The organism is Candidatus Binatia bacterium, assembly GCA_036563615.1.
In the GTDB taxonomy this organism is placed as follows: Bacteria; Desulfobacterota; Binatia; order UBA12015; family UBA12015; genus DATCMB01.
Genome location: DATCMB010000006.1, coordinates 239,172 through 256,051 on the forward strand (window position 1 = coordinate 239,172; position 16,880 = coordinate 256,051).

Here is a 16,880-nt window from a genome sequence, read left to right on the forward strand (position 1 = left end):
CCATGAACGTCGCGATGTGGGGCAAGGCCGTGCGGGTGATCCCGCGCGTCAGCAAGGACGAGTGGGACGCGCTCGACGTCGTCTCGCGCTGGCTGATCGCGACGCGCTCGGCCGTGCTGGTGATGACGTTCAACTCGGCGGCGATCGCGGGTCTGCTGGCGCTGCGCGACGGCGCCTTCCACCTGCTGCCGTGGCTGATGGTCACCGTCGGTCTGCTGTTCGCGCACGCGACCAACAACCTGATCAACGACTTCACCGACCACCTGAAGGGCGTCGACAAGGACAACTACTTCCGCTCGCAGTACGGCCCGCAGCCGCTCGAGCACGGGCTCATGACGCGCGGCCAGCTGCTCGCGTACATCGCGGTGACCGGCGCGATCGCGCTCGCCGCCGGGCTCTACCTCGTCTCGGTGCGCGGTGAGGCGACGCTCGCGCTGCTCGCGATCGGCGCGTTCTTCGTCCTCTTCTATACCTGGCCGCTCAAGTACATCGGCATGGGCGAGGTGGCGGTGATCCTGGTGTGGGGACCGCTGATGGTCGGCGGCGGCTACTACGTCGTCACCGGCGCGGTGAGCTGGGACGTCATCCTCGCGAGCCTGCCGTGCGCGCTCGCCGCGACCACGGTGCTGTTCGGCAAGCACACCGACAAGCTCGAAGCCGACCGTGCGAAGGGCATCCGGACGATGCCGGTGCTGCTCGGTGAGCGCAACTCGCGCATCGCGACGATCGGCATGATCGTGCTGCAGTACGTGCTGGTCTTCTACCTGATCGCGATCGGGTACCTCTCGTGGCTGATGCTGGTCGTGCTGTTCGCGGGCCAGTGGGCGTGGCGCGCGATCCGCGCGTACTCGCACCCGCGTCCGGCCGCGCCGCCGCCCGAGCTGCCGCCGGGCGTGTGGCCGCTCTGGTACGCGGCGTTCAGCTTCCAGCACACGCGTCGCTTCGGGCTGCTGTTCCTGCTCGGGCTCGTGCTCGACGTCGTCGCGCGGAGCATCGGCCTCGTCGGCTAGCGGTGGCGCACCCCGTCAAGCTGCCGAAGAGCGCGGCCGAAGCGCGCGCCATCGAGCGGCTGCGCCGCATCTGCCTCGCGCTGCCCGACGCGACCGAGAAGATCGCCTGGGGCGAGCCGACGTGGCGCGCGGGGAAGATGTTCGCGCTGATGGACACGCACCATCACGGCGCCGAGCACCTCGCGGTTTGGCTACCGATGCCGTTCGGCATGCAGGAGGCGCTGGTCGAGGAGCACCCCGACCGCTGCTTCGTGCCGCCCTACCTGGGCGGCAAGGGCTGGGTCGGCGTGCGCATCGACGGCAAGGCGGACTGGAAGATGATCGCAGGGTTGGTGGAGGAAGCGTATCGGATGGTGGCGCCGCCGAAGTCGGTGGCGAAGCTCGACGCGGGCGCGTCGGCTGCGGCGCCTGCGTCGCGGGCGTCGCGGCGTTCGGGCGCTGCTGCGGCGACGACGACGTCGCCGTCGGCGGAGGCGCGCAAGGCCGCGTCGCGCCGGAGCGCGAAGCCCGGGGGACGCGCGCGATGAGCCAGACCACGCTCGCGATCCTCGTCACGATGCTGTTCAGCGCGATTGGCGTCGTCGGCGACTCGTTCCTCAAGATGGCGAGCGAGCAGGCCGTGCCCTGGCGCAGCCGCTGGTTCGCGATCGGCTTCGCGATCTACGCCTCGACCGCGTTCGGCTGGGTCTTCGTGATGAAGCACCTGAAGCTCGCCACGATCGGCGTCTTCTACAGCGTCGCGATGATCGTGCTGCTGACGCTGGTCGGCGCGCTCTTCTTCGGCGAGCGCGTGTCGGCGTGGGAGGCGCTCGGCATCCTGATGGGCATCGGCTCGCTGGTGATTCTGGCGCGCTTCGCCTGACCGCGTCGCTTGACGCGCCTCGCCGGACGCGTGCTTGACGGGCGGGGCCGCGGCGCGTCGAGCGTCACCGCACGCACCTGAGCCCGCGCGGCGTCGGGGTGCAGCGCGCGAGGTTGCCCGTACGGTCGATCTGCGCGCCGTGCGTGATGGTCGCCTCGAGCGGACCCGTGAACGGCCCCGTCAGCGCGCGCCCTGCGAGCTTGACGCGGAAGAAGAGGCGCGGCAGCCCCGTCGCGTCGCGCCCGGCAGGGCGGAAGCGGACGACGGCATCCTTGCCGGCGTTGCGGCAGTGGATGACGCCCGCCTTCGTCGTCCGACAGGACGCGGCGTCCCAGGTCGCGGCCTCGGCGAGCCCCGCGGCGTCGCGCACCGTGACCGTGATGCCGTCGGCCGGGTCGAGCACGTCGCCGCGCGCCGGGTCGAAGCTCAGGTGACCGTCAAGCACAATCGTCCCGTCGACGCGCGGCGTCGGCGCGTCGGCGCGCACCTGTGCTCGGCGGAGGTCGAGCGTCGCGTCGACGGGGTCGCAGCGGTCGCCGATGCCGTCGCCGTCGAGGTCGTCCCGATGGAGCGTGCAGAGCGCCGTGCAGCAGCTCGTCGGCGTGCCGTTCAGCGCGCCCTCGTCGCACTCCTCGCTCTCGTCGAGGAGGCCGTCGCCGCAGCTCAGCGCCCAGAGCTCGGTGCCGTGCACGCCGTCGTCGGCGACGAAGAACAGGCGCCCCGCCGCGTTCGTCAGCGCCCACGGTTCCGCGTCGCCGGTCGGGTTGAGGTCGTCGACGAGCCGCGTTCCTTCCTCGGTGCCGTCGGTCACCCACAGCTCCTCGCCGTGCTCGTCGGTGGTCGCGACGAAGTAGAACGCGTCGCCGACCGCGACGCCGCTGCGCGGCCGCGAGGATGCCTTCCCGGGGTTGATGTCCTTGACGAGCACGGTGCCGGCCTCCGTCCCGTCGGTGCGCCAGAGCTCCTGGCCGTGCTCGCCGTCGTCCGCGGACAGGTACATCCAGCGACCCGCGATCCCGAGCAGCACCGGGCGGGACTCGGACGGGCCGGGCCGGATGTCCTTGACGCGGACGGTCCCGGCCGCGCTACCGTCGGAGCGCCAGAGCTCGAGGCCGCTCGCGCCGTCGTCGGCGGCGAACAGCACCAGGTCGCCGAAGGCCCGCGGACGGAAGTTGACCGGCAGCGCGCCGAGCTGGCCGGGACGGATGTCGCGCACGCGGAACGTGCCCTCGGGCGTGCCGTCGCTGCGCCACAGCTCGCGGCCGGTGCTGGCGTCGTCGGCGACGAAGTAGACGACGTCGCCGACGGGGGTCAGGTACGCCGTCGCCTCGCCGAGCCCGGAGGCGAGGAAGCCGGGACGGATGTCCTTCACGAGCCGCGTTCCTTCCTCGGTGCCGTCGCTCACCCAGAGCTCGCGGCCGTTCGCGGTGGCGGCGGAGAAGAACGCGCGCTCGCCTGCGACGACCAGCTCGCGCGGCTCCGAGCCGGCCGCGCCGGGGACGATGTCGCGCACGAGGCGCGTACCGCTCGGCGTGCCGTCGGTGAACCAGAGCTCGGCTCCGGTCGACGACGTCTCGCCGGCGAAGAAGAAGCCGTCGCCCGCGACGGCGTACTCCTGGTCGAAGCCGAGCGGGGGAGCGGGCGTGACGGCGAGCTGCGTGCCGGCGTCCGTGCCGTCCGTGCGCCACAGCGCGTTGCCGGCGAAGAAGTAGGTCCGCGTCGCGGCCTCGATGAAGAGATAGCTGCCGACGTACCAGTCCTCCGTGCCGGGCACCGGCGCCGTTCCGGCCTCGGTGCCGTCGCTGCGCCAGAGGCCCTTCGCGAGCTGGCTCGGGTGCTCGCCGCTTCCGCGGCCGAACAGCACCACCGAGCCCGCGGGCGACAGCCGCGGGAAGGTCTCGTCGAACGCGCCGATGCTGCCCGGGTACACGTCGGCCACGATCTCCGTTCCCTCGGGCGTGCCGTCGGACTTCCACAGCTCACGCCCGTGCAGGCCGTCGCTCGCGCGGAAGAACAGCGTCGAGCCGACCGCCGTCAGGCTCGCCGGACGCGAGCCGCCGTTGCCGGGAAAGATGTCCTTGACGAGCTGCGTGCCCTCGGCGGTGCCGTCGCTCGTCCACAGCTCGCCGCGGTCCTTGCCCTGGTTGGCGCGGAAGAACAGGCGGTCGCCGACGACGATCGGAGGGCCGAACTCGGCGCTGCACGGAAAGACGTTCAGGTCGGCGATGATCTCGGTGCCGGCTGCGGTGCCGTCGGTGCGCAGCAGCACCGCGCCGCCGATCGGATCGAAGCCGACGAAGTACGCGTTGCCGCCCATCGCGACGGCCTCGCGCGGAACGTACGGATCGAAGTGCGGCACGAAGCTGACGACGAGCTGCTCGTCGCCGGGCTCCTCGCCGGTGCGCCAGACCTCGCTGCCGAGCGAGGGGTGCGACACGCGGAACAGGATGCCGTCCTCGAGCGCGACCAGCGGCTCGAGCTCCGCGTCGAGCCCTTCGAGGTCGACGTCGGCGACCAGCGTCACGCCGTCGAGGTCGGCGCGCCACAGCGCCCATTCCCCGGCGTCGTCCACGGCGCCGAAGTAGACGGCGTCGCCGACCGCCAGCATCCGACCGGGCTGCGAGCCCTCCGGGCCTTGGCGCAGGTCCGCGAGCAGGAAGGTGCCTTCGTCCGTGCCGTCCGTGAGCCACGGCTCGGGGCCGTGGACGCCGTCGTCGGCGACGAAGAAGACGAGCCCGCCGGCCGCGGTGAGCCGCGACGGCGAGGACGACTCGGGCCCGGGGTTCAGGTCGGCGACGCGGCGCGTGCCCTCGGGCGTGCCGTCGCTCGCCCACAGCTCGACGCCGCCCTCGTCGTCGCGCGCGGCGAACAGCAGCTCGTCGCCCAGCGCGACCAGCTCGTGCGGCAGCGAGCCCGTGGGTCCCGGGACGACGTCGAGGACGTGCGTGCCCTCGGGCGTGCCGTCGCTCACCCACGGCTCGATGCCGTGCACGCCGTCGTCGGCGACGAAGAACACGCGCTCCCCGACCGCGGTGAGCGAGTGGAGCCGCGAGCTCTGCGGTCCGGGACGGACGTCGGCGACGAGCACCGTGCCGTCCGCCGTGCCGTCGCTGCGCCAGAGCTCCGGACCGTGCTCGCCGTCGTCGCCGGCGAAGTAGAGCCGGTCGCCGACGGCCACGAGGTGGTCGACGCCGCTGCGCTCCAACGGGTCGCGCACGAGGTCCGCGACCATCCGCGGCCGTCCCTGCGCGGCGGCGAACGACGGTGCGAAGGCGAGCGTCGCGGCGAGCGCGACCATCCAAGCAACCCTGGCGCGTGGCATGATGACGACTCCTGGTCTCGACGATCGGGAGTCAGCGGGAGGGATGCTGCGGGAGGCGGTACCGATCGATTCGCCGGGGCGATCTGCCAGGTGCGTCGCGGCGTACGCAAGCGAGAAATTTGGGTGACGCGACTTTCTACTTCGCGGGGTCGAGGAACTCCGTGAAGCCGTAGCGCGGGTACGCGCCGAGGGCGAACTGCTCGAGCACGCCGATCCCCTGCTCGCCGTCCATCGTCGCGCGCACGACCTGCTGGATGTGCTGGTTCTCGAACGCCATCTCGTCGAGGTCGGCGGTCTTCCAGCTCTCGCCGTGGATCGCGAGCTCGTCGTGCCAGTGGCCGTGGCCCCAGGTCGGGTGCGTGTAGCCGATCCCCTTCATGCGGAAGGCGAGGAGCGGCTCGAGCTCGATCGTCTTGCGCGATCCATCGACGGCGACGAGCGCCAGCTCGGCGCGCTTCGCGCGCCGCGTGCCGGGCACGTACTCGAGTTTGTGCTCGACGCGCGGGAAGCGCTCGGTGCGGGGATCCTCGGGGCAGGGGATCTTCTCCGGATCCGCGTAGCAGGGGACGATCATCGCCTCCTGGTGCTGCGGCCAGCCGCGCGAGTCCTCGAAGGTGAGCGCGTGCGTGCAGCGGTCCGCGAACTGCAGCGGCGCCCACAGGAAGAAGAGCTGCGGCAGCTCGGTCCCCGGAGCGCCGGCCGGATCCGCCGGTCCGACCGGACGCACGCCCCACGAGCGGTCCTTCGTGCCGTAGACGCGCGCGGGGTCGACCTCGACGAGCTTGCCCGCGTAGCGGATGCGGCCCTGCCAGCGTCCCATCTGCGTGAAGCGCGTCGCGTCCATCAGGATGCGGCCTTCGCGGCGCAGCGTCTGGCGTCCCTCCTCGATGCACGCCGTGCGCGCCGTGAACTCGAGGTCGGCCGTGACGCCGGTCTCGTTGTCGTCGAGGCGCACGCGCAGGCGCTGCATCGGCTTCACGATCTCGATGCGGAACGGCCCGACCTGCGTCTCGCTCGGATCGCGCGGCGCGCGTCGCGACGCGAAGAAGCAGTGCTGCTCGCCGTCGCGCACGATCGAGAAGGCGCCGTCGAGGATGCGCAGGTTCGGGTAGAGCGCCATCGCGACCCCGAAGTAGAACTCGCCGTCCGCCGCGTAGCCGTTGAACCAGTAGCGGTCGTACGCGTTGCGGTCGCTGGTCGCGACCTGCGCGATCGGCTCGGGCGTCTGGTGAATGGGATAGTCGTCGAAGCGCGACAGCATTCGTCGTTCCTCCTCAGGGCTCGAGCACGCCGAGCGCGTCGGGGAAGTCGAGCCCGGAAGCCATGATCTCCGGCGAGAGCGGCACGCCGTCGGCGGTGAAGCGGATGCGGCGCACGGTGCCGAGCCCCGGCCCCGGCCCGATCGTCCCGCCGCGGACGACGAGCCCGAGGTCCGCGTAGTACAGCGTGCCGCTCGCGTCGACCGCGATGCCGAGCGGCGTGCCGGTCGAGATCGGCTCGGGGCCGAGCGTCTCGCCGGCGGGCGGCGCGAGCACGTGGCGCACGAAGCTTCCGCTCGCGTCGAACTCCGCGATGACGCCGGCGACGACGCTCGAGACGTAGAAGCCGCCGCCCGGCGCGCCGGCGACGCCGTTCGCGGTCGGCAGGTTCGCGTCGGTGCGGATCAGCAGCTCGCGCACGACGTCGGTCGCGAGCGGCGCCCCGGTGACGTCGCGCGCGCCGCAGCCGCCTGCGGCATCGTCCGACGTCGGCAGGTTCGTGTAGCGCAGCACGCCCGGCGTGACGCGCGAGCTCGCGACGTGCACGCGGTCTTCCGCATCGACGTACACCGTCCCCGCCGTACCGACCGCGACGTCGAGCTTGCAGTAACTCGGCCCTGCGACGTCGAGCGGCGGAAACCAGAGGATCACCTGACCGTTCGCGGGCCCGGTCGCGTTGTCGCCGATGTCGGTGGTGACGAGCCGGCCGTCGGACAGAAAGCCGCAGCCGAACGGGTCGGGCGCATCCGAGCTCGGCTGGTAGGTCGGCACGAGCTTGCCGATCTGCGTCGCGGAGAGCTCGCCGACCGCGTCGCCGGTGAGCCGGAAGACGCCGAAGCCCGCGGGCGAGGTCGGCTGCCCGGTGTCGTCGCCGGCGACGAAGGTGCGCGAGCCGTCGGGCGCGAAGCAGACCTGGCCGTTGATGTCGCGGCCGCGCGGGGCGTCCTTCGCGTTGCGGATGACGGTCTGCGCGACGACCGTGTCGCCGGTCGAGTAGGCGTCGAGGTCGTTGCCGGCGGGGGCGAAGAGGATCGCCTCGCGCGCGCCCGGATCGGCGTCGGAGCACGCCGCGCAGCACGCGAGCGCGTAGCCGACGACGGCCGCGAGGCGACGATCCGAGCGCAGCCGCACGGCGCGACCGTCAGCCGGGCATCACCGGACCGGCCGACATGCCGCCGTCGACGGCGATCGCCTGGCCGGTGATGAACGAGGCGTCGTCGCTCGCCAGGAACAGCACCAGGCGCGCGACCTCGATCGGCTCGCCGATGCGCTTGAGCGCGTGCGCGCGGCCGAACTGCTCGATCGCCTCGGGCGTCACCTCGAAGCCTTGCATCAGCATCGGCGTGCGGATGATCCCCGGGCAGACGGCGTTCACCCGGATGCCGAGCGGGCCGTACTCGAGCGCCGCGTCGCGCGTCAAGCCAACGACCGCGTGCTTCGACGAGCAGTACGAGCCCAGCATCGGCGTGCCCATGATCCCGGCGACGCTCGCGGTGTTGATGATGCTGCCGCGCGCGGGGCCGGGGTTCTGCGACATCGCGACGATCCCGTGCTTGAGCCCGTAGAAGACGCCGTTCACGTTGACGTCGATGATGTTGCGGTGGATCTCGTCCTCGGTCGCGGCGAGCGGCGCGTGCGCCTCGATGCCGGCGTTGTTGAACAGGACGTCGAGCCGGCCGAACTCGCGCACGGCGCGGTCGATCAGCGCTTTCACGTCCTCGGAGCGCCGCACGTCGGTGCGCTGGTAGATGCCGCCGATCTCGCTTGCGATCGCGCTGCCGTCCTGCAGGTCGCCGATCACCACGCGGGCGCCGGCCTCGGCGAACAGCCGCGCGGTCGCGGCTCCGATCCCGGACGCGCCGCCGGTCACGACGGCGATCTTGTTGGCAAGCGAGCTCATCGAAGGTCCTCCTCGTGCTGCGACGGCCGGACGAGGGCCCGGCAGGACGCCGACACTACGCGACCGTGCCGGCGCACGCCAAGAGCCGACGCCGAAAGGCTCGCGCTGGCATTCCAGCGGGCCATCGGCCATCCTCGAAGGACTTGCGGCCCCGTCGCGCCGCGACCGAGACCCGCATGGCGTATCAACCGATCGAAAACTACGCGATCATCGGTGACCTGCACACGGTCGCGCTGGTCGGCATGGACGGCTCGATCGACTTCCTGCCGTTCCCGCGCTTCGACTCGCCGACCGTGTTCGCGGCCCTCCTCGACCACCGCAAGGGCGGACGCTTCAAGATCGCGCCCGCCTTCGCCGACGCGCGGCAGAAGCAGCTCTACCTGCCGGACACCAACGTCCTGCTGACGCGCTCGCTGTCCTCGGAGGGCGTCGCCGAGGTCACGGACTTCATGCCGATCGAGGAGGAAGGGCACCCGCACGCGCTGATCCGCCACGTGACGACCGTGCGCGGCGACGTCCGCTTCCGCATGCGCTTCGAGCCGCGCTTCGACTACGCGCGGGCGGGGCACCGCTTCGAGGTCAACCCGGGCGAGGTGCTGTTCCTCTCCTCGGGGAGCGATCGCACGGCGCTGCGTCTGCGCACGCCCGTACCGGTGCGCATGGAGCACGGCGCGGCGATCGCGGAGTTCGAGCTGCGCGCCGGCGAGTCGCTCGACTTCGTGCTCGAGGAAGCGCGTCCGGGCTGCGAGAGCGGGGCCGCGTCGCCCGAGTGGTGCATGCGGATGCTCGAGGAGACCACGCAGTACTGGCGTCGCTGGGTGGGGCGCTCGACGTACCGCGGCCGCTGGCGCGAGATGGTGCACCGCTCCGCCCTGACGCTGAAGGTGATGACGTCGCGCACCTTCGGCTCGATGGTCGCCGCGCCGACGCTCGGTCTGCCGGAGGAGATCGGCGGCGTCCGCAACTGGGACTACCGCTACACCTGGATCCGCGACAGCGCGTTCATGGTCTACGCGCTGATCCGCCTCGGCTACACCGACGAGGCCGCGGCGTTCATGCGCTGGATCGAGCAGCGCTGCACCGAGCTCGGCCCCGACGGCTCGCTGCAGGTGATGTACGGCATCGACGGCCGGCACAAGCTCGACGAGGAGATCCTCGACCACCTCGAGGGCTACCGCGGCTCGAAGCCGGTCCGCGTCGGCAACGGCGCCTACGACCAGCTGCAGCTCGACATCTACGGCGAGCTGATGGACGCCGTCTACCTGTACGACAAGTACGGCGAGACCATCTCGTACGAGATGTGGCGCAACCTGACGCGCCTCGTCGAGTGGGTCTGCAACCACTGGCAGCTCCCCGACGAGGGCATCTGGGAGGTGCGCGGCGGGCGTCAAGAGTTCCTCTACTCGCGCCTGATGTGCTGGGTGGCGATCGACCGCGCGATCCGGCTCGCGTGGAAGCGCTCGCTGCCGGCGCCGTTCGACCGCTGGATCGCGACGCGTAGCGCGATCCACCGCGAGATCCACCACGAGTTCTGGAACCAGGAGCGCGGCTGCTTCGCGCAGGTCAAGCACGGCAGCGCGGTCGACGCGTCGTGCCTGCTGATGCCGCTCGTGCGCTTCATCGGTCCGACGGATCCGCGCTGGCTGTCGACGCTCGCCTGCGTCGAGCGCGAGCTGGTGTCGGACTCGCTGGTCTACCGCTACCAGGGCGACATGGCCGCGCCCGACGGCCTCACCGGCAAGGAAGGCACGTTCACGATGTGCTCGTTCTGGTACGTCGAGTGCCTGGCGCGCGCCGGCATGCTGCGCAAGGCGCGGCTCGCGTTCGAGAAGATGCTCGGCTTCGCGAACCACGTGGGTCTCTACGCCGAGGAGCTGGGCCCCGAGGGCGAGCACCTGGGCAACTTCCCGCAGGGCTTCACGCACCTCGGCTTGATCAGCGCCGCGCACTTCCTCGACCGTGCGCTCTCCGGCGCCGGCATGGACGGGTGACGCAGCCGTGGAGATGACCGCGACGCGTGGCGCGCAAGCGCGCGCCGGACGGACCCTACGCCAGACCGCGGACGGCTTGACGCTGATCCGCACCGCGATCGGCGGGCCGCGCGAGATCGGCGGCAAGCTCGTGCGCCTGGTGCGGACGCTGCGTCTCTACTTGAACCCCGCGGAGATCGACCGTCGGCTGAGCACCCTCGAGCGCAAGGGCTACATCAAGGAGCGTCCGACGCGCCTGCAGATCTTCTTCGGCGGGCTCGACATGCTGCGCTTCGTCATCGAGCCCGCGGCGCGCGACTACTACGCGCAGAAGGGCATCTCGTTCGGCTTCCACCAGCTCCTGCGCGTGCTCGACGACCCGGTGTCGATGATCGACCCGACCGGCTTTCTCTCCGACCGCGACACGATCGTCGGACACGTCATGCAGGTCGTGCACCTGAACCCGGTCTACGACCTGCAGCTCATCCAGATGTTCGACGACGGGCTCGAGGACTTCGAGCGCCAGGTCGAGCAGATGGTCGCGGGGACGCATCCGCGCGCGCGCACGATCGGCGCGATCATCGAGGATCCGACGTACCACGCGCGGCTGCTCGACTACGTGCGCCGCTTCCGCCAGGACCCGCACACGCCGCCGCCGGTGCGCGAGGAGCAGACGCTGCGCGCAGATCCCCACTTCGCCGCCGCCGAGCGCACCTTCGCCGCGCTGCCGGGCTACATCGAGTACTGCAACAAGCTGCCGCGCGACCTGCCGACGCTCGTCCGCCGGCTGCTGACCGTCAAGCGCTTCCCGCTCGAGCTCGCGATCCGCGACGCGGCCTGAGCGGACGCGGAACCGAGCGGACGCGACCCGAGCGAACGCGGCGCGAGCGCGGACGTCACTCCGGCTTGACGGCGAACGGCCCCGAGCCGCGCGCCGCGATGTACAGGAACACGAACGCGAACAGCGCGGCGAGCTCGCCCTGGTTCTGGATGGGCAGCAGCCCCTGCGGCTGGTGCGCCATGAAGTACGCGACCGCCATCATGCCGCTGCAGAGGAACGCGACCAGGCTCGTGAAGAGCCCGATCATGATCAGAATCCCTCCCCCGAGCTCGAGGACCATCGCGGTCCACAGCATCGCCGGCGGCATCGGGATGTCCGCGCCCGAGACGATGCCGATCAGCTTCTGCGCACCGTGGCAGGCGAAGAGAAAGCCTGCCACGATGCGCAGCAGCGCATAGATGGTGTCCGCGTACTTGCCGAGAACGCCTTTCATCTCTCCACCTCCCCGACGGCGTCGGCCGCCGCATGCCAAGGCGGGAATTCCTTAGCACGGACGCCGCGCCAACCCTCGCCCCGCGCGTCGCTCGCGCGGGCAGCGCTCCCGGCGCGAGCTCAGTCTTCGTACTTGAACGAGACGTGCACCTTCGCGCGGTACGCCCGCACGTGGCCGTCCTCGATCTGCAGGTCGAGCTCCTTCACCTCGGCGATGCGGAGGTCGCGCAGCGACTTGGACGCCTTCTCGACGGCCGCCGCGGCGGCGCGCTCCCACGACTCGGTGCTGGTGCCGACCAGCTCGATCACCTTGTAGACGCTCTCGGCCATCGTTCTCTCCTTTCGCCTACGGACTCGATCGCAGCGGACCTGGAGAAGAAGCGTGCGGAAGCGGTGGCGATGCCGTGGCTCGACGATACTCCGGTCGCGGTGGGGAGCCAATACGGCGCGTGCGCTACCAGCGCTCGTCGTGCACGACGTCCGCGACCTTGCGCCGCTTCTGCGGACCGGGCGTCTCGGCGGGATGGCCGACCGGCACGACGGCGAGCGGGTGCACGTCGGCGGGCAGCGCGAGGATGCGCTTCACCTCGGCGTCGTCGAAGGCGCCGACGAAGCACGCGCCGAGCCCCTCCTCGACGACCGCGAGCAGGATCAGCAGCGAGGCGAACGAGGTGTCGATCGTTGCGTAGCGCTCGGCGCGCTCGCCGTAGCGCTCGCGCGCACGCGCCGGCACCGCGCATGGCACGATCACGACCGGGGCCTCGGCGACGAACGTCTGCCCGAGCGCCGCGCGGGCGAGAGCCATGCGGCGCTCGGCGTCGCGCACGACGACGAAGGCCCACGGCTGCAGGTTGCCGGCGCTCGGCGCGCGCGTACCGGCGTCGATCAGCCGACGGACGACCGCGTCGTCGACCGGCTCGTCCGTGAAGCGCCGCACCATGCGGCGGCGGTCGAGGAGCGCGTCGAGCGAGCACGCGAGCCGCGCTTCGCCCGGGCCCGCGCTCGCGCGGCGCGCGACGTTCGTGCTCGAGCCGGGCGCATCGCTCGCGTGCGCGGCGCCGCCCTCGAGCGCGAGCGCGCGTCCCGCGCCGGCGGCGCCCGCGACCGTCAAGCCCGCCGCGGCCGCCCGTGCGAGGATCGCTCGCCGTGTCGTCGACCGCGCCATGCGGCGCTACGCCGCCTCGCGCGCCTCGAACTCCTCGAGCAAGCGCGCCCCGTCGGGGTGCTCGAGGATGCGCCGGTGCAGCACCGCGCGCTGCGCCTCGCGCGTCAAGCGCGGATTCTCGACTGCGTGCCAGTGGACGAGCGTCGCCCACATCGGATCGATCACCTCGGCGCCGGGAACGAGCCCGCCGTCGACCGCGCGGAAGGTGAAGCCACGCATCTCCGACAGCACGAGCTGCAGGTAGGCGACGTGGATCGCCTCGTCGGCGCGGATCCGGTCGACGAGCTCGTGGGCGAGACGCGCCTCGGCGCGCCGGTCGGTGAACAGCTCGGGGTCGGCGAGGAGCTGCTGCACGAAGTCGAAGGCGAGCTCGGCGCGCACCTCGATCATCAGGACGTTCATCAGCAGCGACAGCAGCTGCTCGTAGGGCAGGGGCAGCGCCGGCGCGAGGCGCTCGGAATCCGGGCGCGCGATGCTCGCCGGCACCTCGGGCAGCGGGTAGGCGTTCTTGCCGAACAGCAGGTCGCGGATCGCGAACCACATCGCGTCGTGCGCGCCGAGACGGCTCCGCGGGTCGCCGCCCTCGTCCATGCCGTGCGCGGCGAGCAGGCCGCGCTCGAGGTGTCCGGTCGCGGTCTCGGTCAGATCGTCGACCACGACGTGGCGGAAGTCCGGAATCGGCAGATCGATCAGCAACCTTCCGCGCGCCTCGATGACGCCGGTGATGGTGAGCATGTTCCACAGCGTCTGGCCGAGGCCGTGGCGCAGGAGCAGCTTCTGCTGCGCGAAGCTGGGATAGGGGCCGCTCGAGAGCAGGCGCGTCGTCGCCTCGATCAGCGGCAGCCCGCGCGCGCGCAGCGCGTCCTGCCAGGCGCGCACCGCGGGCCAGCGGTGCAGCGTGCGCGGCGAGAGGTACGCGCCCTGCGCGTCGAAGCCGCCGTGCAGCGCGTAGCCGGCGGCCTCGTGCGGACGCGCGTACGCGTGCTCGGCGAGGAGCTCGTCGCGCGAGTAGACGAGTTGCGGCATGCGGCGACTCTCCGCGACCGGCCGCACCACGTCAAGCGTGACGCGACTCGCTCAGAACGCGGCCGGAGCGGGCTCGGCGAGGCGCGGCGCGCGCAGCGGCTCGTCGGTGCCGAACACCACGTCGCCGCGCGTGAGCCAGCGCTGCAGGACGCGGTCGAGCGCGGCGGGCTGCACGGGCTTCGCGATGTAGTCGTCCATCCCGACGACGAAGCAGTGCTCGCGGTCGCCCTGCATCGCGCTCGCCGTCATCGCGATGATCGGATGGTGCGCGCGCACGCCCTCGCGCCGGCGGATCTCCGCGGTCGCCTCGAAGCCGTCCATGCCGGGCATCTGGCAGTCCATCAGGATCAGGTCGTAGGGCTCGCGCTCGAGCGCTTCGAGCGCCTCGGCGCCGTTCGCGACGACGTGCACCTGGTAGCCGAGGCGCTCGAGCGTGAGCACCGTCACTTTCTGATTGACGACGTTGTCCTCGGCGACCAGGATGCGCGAGCCCTGGCGACGCACGCTGGCGAGCGAGCTGCCGCCCGCGACCTGCGTCGTCGTCTCGGGCGCGCCGTCGCGCGGCAGCACGCGTCGCAGGCAGTCGCGCAGCGCGGCGGCGCCGACCGGCTTCGTCAGGTAGCCCGCGATGCCGGCCGCGCGCGCCTCCTCCTCGTGGCAGCGCTCGGCGAAGCCGGTGACCATCACGAGCGGCAGCGTGCGCAAGCACGGCTCCTTTCGGATCGCGCGCGCGAGCTCGAGGCCGCTCATCCCCGGCATCTGCAGGTCGAGGAGCACGACGTCGATCTTCTCGCCGCGCGCGTGCGCGGCGCGCAGCCACTCGAGCGCCGCCGCGCCGCCGGCGACGGCGTGCGCGTCGACGTTCAGGGCCTTCAGCTTGAACACCAGGTCGGTGCGCACCGTGAGGCTGTCGCCGACCACGAGCCCTGCAGCACGCGCGGGGTGTCGGCCACGGCGGGGACGGCGATCTTCTGGGCGCGGATCGTGAACCAGAACGTGCTGCCCCCGCCGGGCGTGCTCTCGACGCCGATCTGCCCGCCCATCAGCTCGGTGAGCTGCTTCGAGATCGCGAGCCCGAGGCCCGTGCCGCCGTAGCGACGGCTCATCGAGCCGTCCGCCTGGCTGAAGGGCTGGAACAGGTGGCGGCGCGCCTCCTGCGAGATGCCGATGCCGGTGTCGGCGATCTCGAAGCGCAGCACGATCTCGTCCTCGGTCTCCGACGAGGTCGCGACGCGCAGCGTGACGCCCCCCTGCTCGGTGAACTTGATCGCGTTGCCGACGAGATTGAGCAGCACCTGGCGCAGCCGCACCGGATCGCCGCGCACCATCTCGGGAACCGCGGGGTCGACGCGCGATTCGAGCGCGAGACCCTTGTCCCGCGCGCGCGGTCCGAGGAGCTGCAGCACGCCGTCGACCGTCTGCCGCACGCCGAGGTCGATCACCTCGAGGTCGAGCTTGCCCGCCTCGATCTTCGAGAAGTCGAGGATGTCGTCGATGATCCGCAGCAGCGACTTGGCGGACTCCTGCACGGTCTCGGCGAACTCGCGCTGCTCGGGCGTCAAGTCGGTTTCGAGCAGCAGCGTGTTCATGCCGATCACGCCGTTCATCGGCGTGCGGATCTCGTGGCTCATGTTGGCGACGAACTCGGACTTGAGCCGGGAAGCGCGCAGCGCCTCGTCGCGCGCCCAGCGCAGCTCGCTCTCGGCGCGCCGGCGGGCGGTCATGTCCTGCACCTGCGACACGAAGTAGAGCGGCTCGCCGCGCGCGTCGCGCACCAGCGAGACCGAGAGCAGCGCCCACACGACGTGCCCGTCCTTGTGAATGTAGCGCTTCTCCATCTGGTACGACGCGGCCTCGCCGGACAGCACGCGGTGCAGCTGCTCGACGTCGGCGGCGAGGTCGTCCGGATGGGTGAGCGACTGGAAGTCGCTCTGCAGCAGCTCCTCCGGCGTGCGTCCGAGCAGCGCGCCGAGCGCGCGGTTCACCTTGAGGAAGCGTCCGGTCGGCGACACCAGCGCCATGCCGATCGCGGCGAAGTCGAACGCGCTGCGGAAGCGCTCCTCGCTCTCGCGCATCACCGCTTCGCTGTGCTGGCGCTCGGTCGCGTCCTCGAAGCCGACCAGCAGTAGCGTCGCGTCGGCCGCGCGCCGCAGCGTGCGTCCCTCGACCAGGAACGTGCGCGTGCTCCCGGGCAGCGGCAGCTCGAGCTCGAGGTCCTCGAACTCGCGACCGGTGCGCGCGAGCTCGTCGAGGGCGCGCAGCAGCGTGGGGTCGGCGAGCTTGCCTTGCTGCACGTCGACGAGCGCCATGCCGCGGAGGTCTCTCGGCGGGAGCAGCAGCGCGCGGTGGAACGCGCGGTTCGCCGCCTGCACGCGCAGCGCGCCGTCGAGCACCAGCAACGGCTGTCGCATGGCTTCGAGCAGACACGCGCCCGTTGCCGGGTGATCGAACGCCCCCATCCCCTCTCCTCGTGTTGCATCGGCCGTGTCGGGTGGGGGCTTGAGGTCACGAGCCGCGGCGCATATCGCTGACCACAAGGAGGACGCCTGCATGGAGGGCCAGCGCAACTACGTCGTCTTCACCGCCGTGGGCCCGGATCGCCCGGGATTGGTGAACGAGCTGTCGGCGCTGATTCGCGAGGCCGGCGCCAATCTCGAGGACAGCCGCATGGCGATCCTCGGCGGCGAGTTCGCGATGATCATGCTGATCTCGGGCTCGGAGGAGGTCGTCGAGCGCGTCAAGCAGATCGGCGCGCGCGTCGAGAACGACCTCAAGCTGCGCTGCATCCTGAAGGAGACGAGACGCGTCGCGCCGCCGTCCGACTACCTGCCGTACCGCATCGACGTCCGCGGCGCGGACCGTCCGGGGATCGTGCAGGCGGTCGCCTCGATCCTCGCGAGCCGCGGCATCAACGTCGCGTCGCTCGAGTCGCGCGTCACCTATGCGCCGGAGAGCGGCACGCCGCTGTTCGACCTCGAGGCCGTCCTCCACGTGCCCTCGAAGATCGTGCTGTCCGAGCTGCGCAGCGAGCTCGCCGCGACCTGCGAGAAGGAAGGGCTCGACTTCACGCTCGAGCCCGCCGCCTGAGGAAAC

At 71.6% G+C, this 16,880-nt stretch carries 16 protein-coding genes; 6 read left to right on the top strand and 10 right to left on the bottom strand.

Annotated features, from left to right (window positions below):
• Positions 1–2: 2 nt before the first annotated feature.
• Genes VIS07_04005 through VIS07_04015 form a run of 3 tightly spaced genes read left to right on the top strand, consistent with a single transcriptional unit; the run spans position 3 to position 1,872 of the window.
• A complete protein-coding gene (locus VIS07_04005) occupies positions 3–1,010 on the top strand; it encodes a prenyltransferase (GenBank protein ID HEY8514661.1) in 1,008 nt (335 codons plus the stop codon).
• A gap of 2 nt (positions 1,011–1,012) precedes the next feature.
• Complete coding sequence (locus VIS07_04010) at positions 1,013–1,537, top strand: MmcQ/YjbR family DNA-binding protein (GenBank protein HEY8514662.1); 525 nt, start codon at positions 1,013–1,015, stop codon at positions 1,535–1,537.
• Entirely contained in the window at positions 1,534–1,872 is a 339-nt protein-coding gene (locus VIS07_04015; protein ID HEY8514663.1) for a transporter, read from the top strand. Before VIS07_04010 ends, VIS07_04015 begins: the two co-directional genes overlap by 4 nt.
• A gap of 64 nt (positions 1,873–1,936) precedes the next feature.
• On the opposite strand, the gene VIS07_04020 is transcribed toward VIS07_04015, so the two are convergent.
• The 4 genes from VIS07_04020 to VIS07_04035 all read right to left on the bottom strand — a co-directional run bounded on the left by VIS07_04020 (position 1,937) and on the right by VIS07_04035 (position 8,353).
• Entirely contained in the window at positions 1,937–5,194 is a 3,258-nt protein-coding gene (locus VIS07_04020) for an ELWxxDGT repeat protein (GenBank protein HEY8514664.1), read from the bottom strand.
• Positions 5,195–5,330: 136 nt separating this feature from the next.
• Positions 5,331–6,455 carry a hypothetical protein gene (locus VIS07_04025; GenBank protein ID HEY8514665.1) on the bottom strand — a complete coding sequence of 375 codons (1,125 nt, stop codon included), beginning with the start codon at positions 6,453–6,455 and terminating at the stop codon, positions 5,331–5,333.
• Positions 6,456–6,468: 13 nt separating this feature from the next.
• Positions 6,469–7,584, bottom strand: a complete 1,116-nt coding sequence (locus VIS07_04030) for a hypothetical protein (GenBank protein ID HEY8514666.1) — start codon at positions 7,582–7,584, stop codon at positions 6,469–6,471.
• A gap of 10 nt (positions 7,585–7,594) precedes the next feature.
• Positions 7,595–8,353 (bottom strand): glucose 1-dehydrogenase, encoded by a 759-nt coding sequence (locus VIS07_04035; GenBank protein ID HEY8514667.1) that lies wholly within the window; start codon positions 8,351–8,353, stop codon positions 7,595–7,597.
• A gap of 176 nt (positions 8,354–8,529) precedes the next feature.
• On the opposite strand from VIS07_04035, the gene VIS07_04040 reads away from it, so the two are divergent.
• Positions 8,530–10,344 (top strand): glycoside hydrolase family 15 protein, encoded by a 1,815-nt coding sequence (locus tag VIS07_04040; protein HEY8514668.1) that lies wholly within the window; start codon positions 8,530–8,532, stop codon positions 10,342–10,344.
• Between the two features lie 13 nt (positions 10,345–10,357).
• Positions 10,358–11,164: a hypothetical protein gene (locus VIS07_04045; protein ID HEY8514669.1), complete on the top strand. Its 807-nt coding sequence runs from the start codon at positions 10,358–10,360 to the stop codon at positions 11,162–11,164.
• A gap of 55 nt (positions 11,165–11,219) precedes the next feature.
• Here the strand turns inward: VIS07_04045 and VIS07_04050 are convergent, their stop codons facing one another.
• The 6 genes from VIS07_04050 to VIS07_04075 form a co-directional block, all read right to left on the bottom strand.
• On the bottom strand, positions 11,220–11,597 hold the full coding sequence (locus VIS07_04050) for a DoxX family protein (GenBank protein HEY8514670.1): 378 nt from the start codon (positions 11,595–11,597) through the stop codon (positions 11,220–11,222).
• A gap of 119 nt (positions 11,598–11,716) precedes the next feature.
• Complete coding sequence (locus VIS07_04055) at positions 11,717–11,926, bottom strand: dodecin family protein (protein ID HEY8514671.1); 210 nt, start codon at positions 11,924–11,926, stop codon at positions 11,717–11,719.
• A gap of 124 nt (positions 11,927–12,050) precedes the next feature.
• Positions 12,051–12,761: a nitroreductase family protein gene (locus VIS07_04060; protein HEY8514672.1), complete on the bottom strand. Its 711-nt coding sequence runs from the start codon at positions 12,759–12,761 to the stop codon at positions 12,051–12,053.
• Between the two features lie 6 nt (positions 12,762–12,767).
• Positions 12,768–13,787 carry a hypothetical protein gene (locus VIS07_04065; GenBank protein HEY8514673.1) on the bottom strand — a complete coding sequence of 340 codons (1,020 nt, stop codon included), beginning with the start codon at positions 13,785–13,787 and terminating at the stop codon, positions 12,768–12,770.
• Between the two features lie 51 nt (positions 13,788–13,838).
• The gene (locus VIS07_04070; GenBank protein ID HEY8514674.1) at positions 13,839–14,708 is read right to left on the bottom strand and encodes a response regulator; all 870 of its coding nucleotides are present in this window, start codon (positions 14,706–14,708) and stop codon (positions 13,839–13,841) included.
• The gene (locus VIS07_04075; GenBank protein HEY8514675.1) at positions 14,660–16,246 is read right to left on the bottom strand and encodes a PAS domain S-box protein; all 1,587 of its coding nucleotides are present in this window, start codon (positions 16,244–16,246) and stop codon (positions 14,660–14,662) included. Before VIS07_04075 ends, VIS07_04070 begins: the two co-directional genes overlap by 49 nt.
• A 91-nt stretch (positions 16,247–16,337) precedes the next feature.
• Between VIS07_04075 and VIS07_04080 the strand changes: the two genes are divergently transcribed.
• On the top strand, positions 16,338–16,874 hold the full coding sequence (locus VIS07_04080; GenBank protein HEY8514676.1) for an ACT domain-containing protein: 537 nt from the start codon (positions 16,338–16,340) through the stop codon (positions 16,872–16,874).
• Positions 16,875–16,880: the final 6 nt, after the last annotated feature.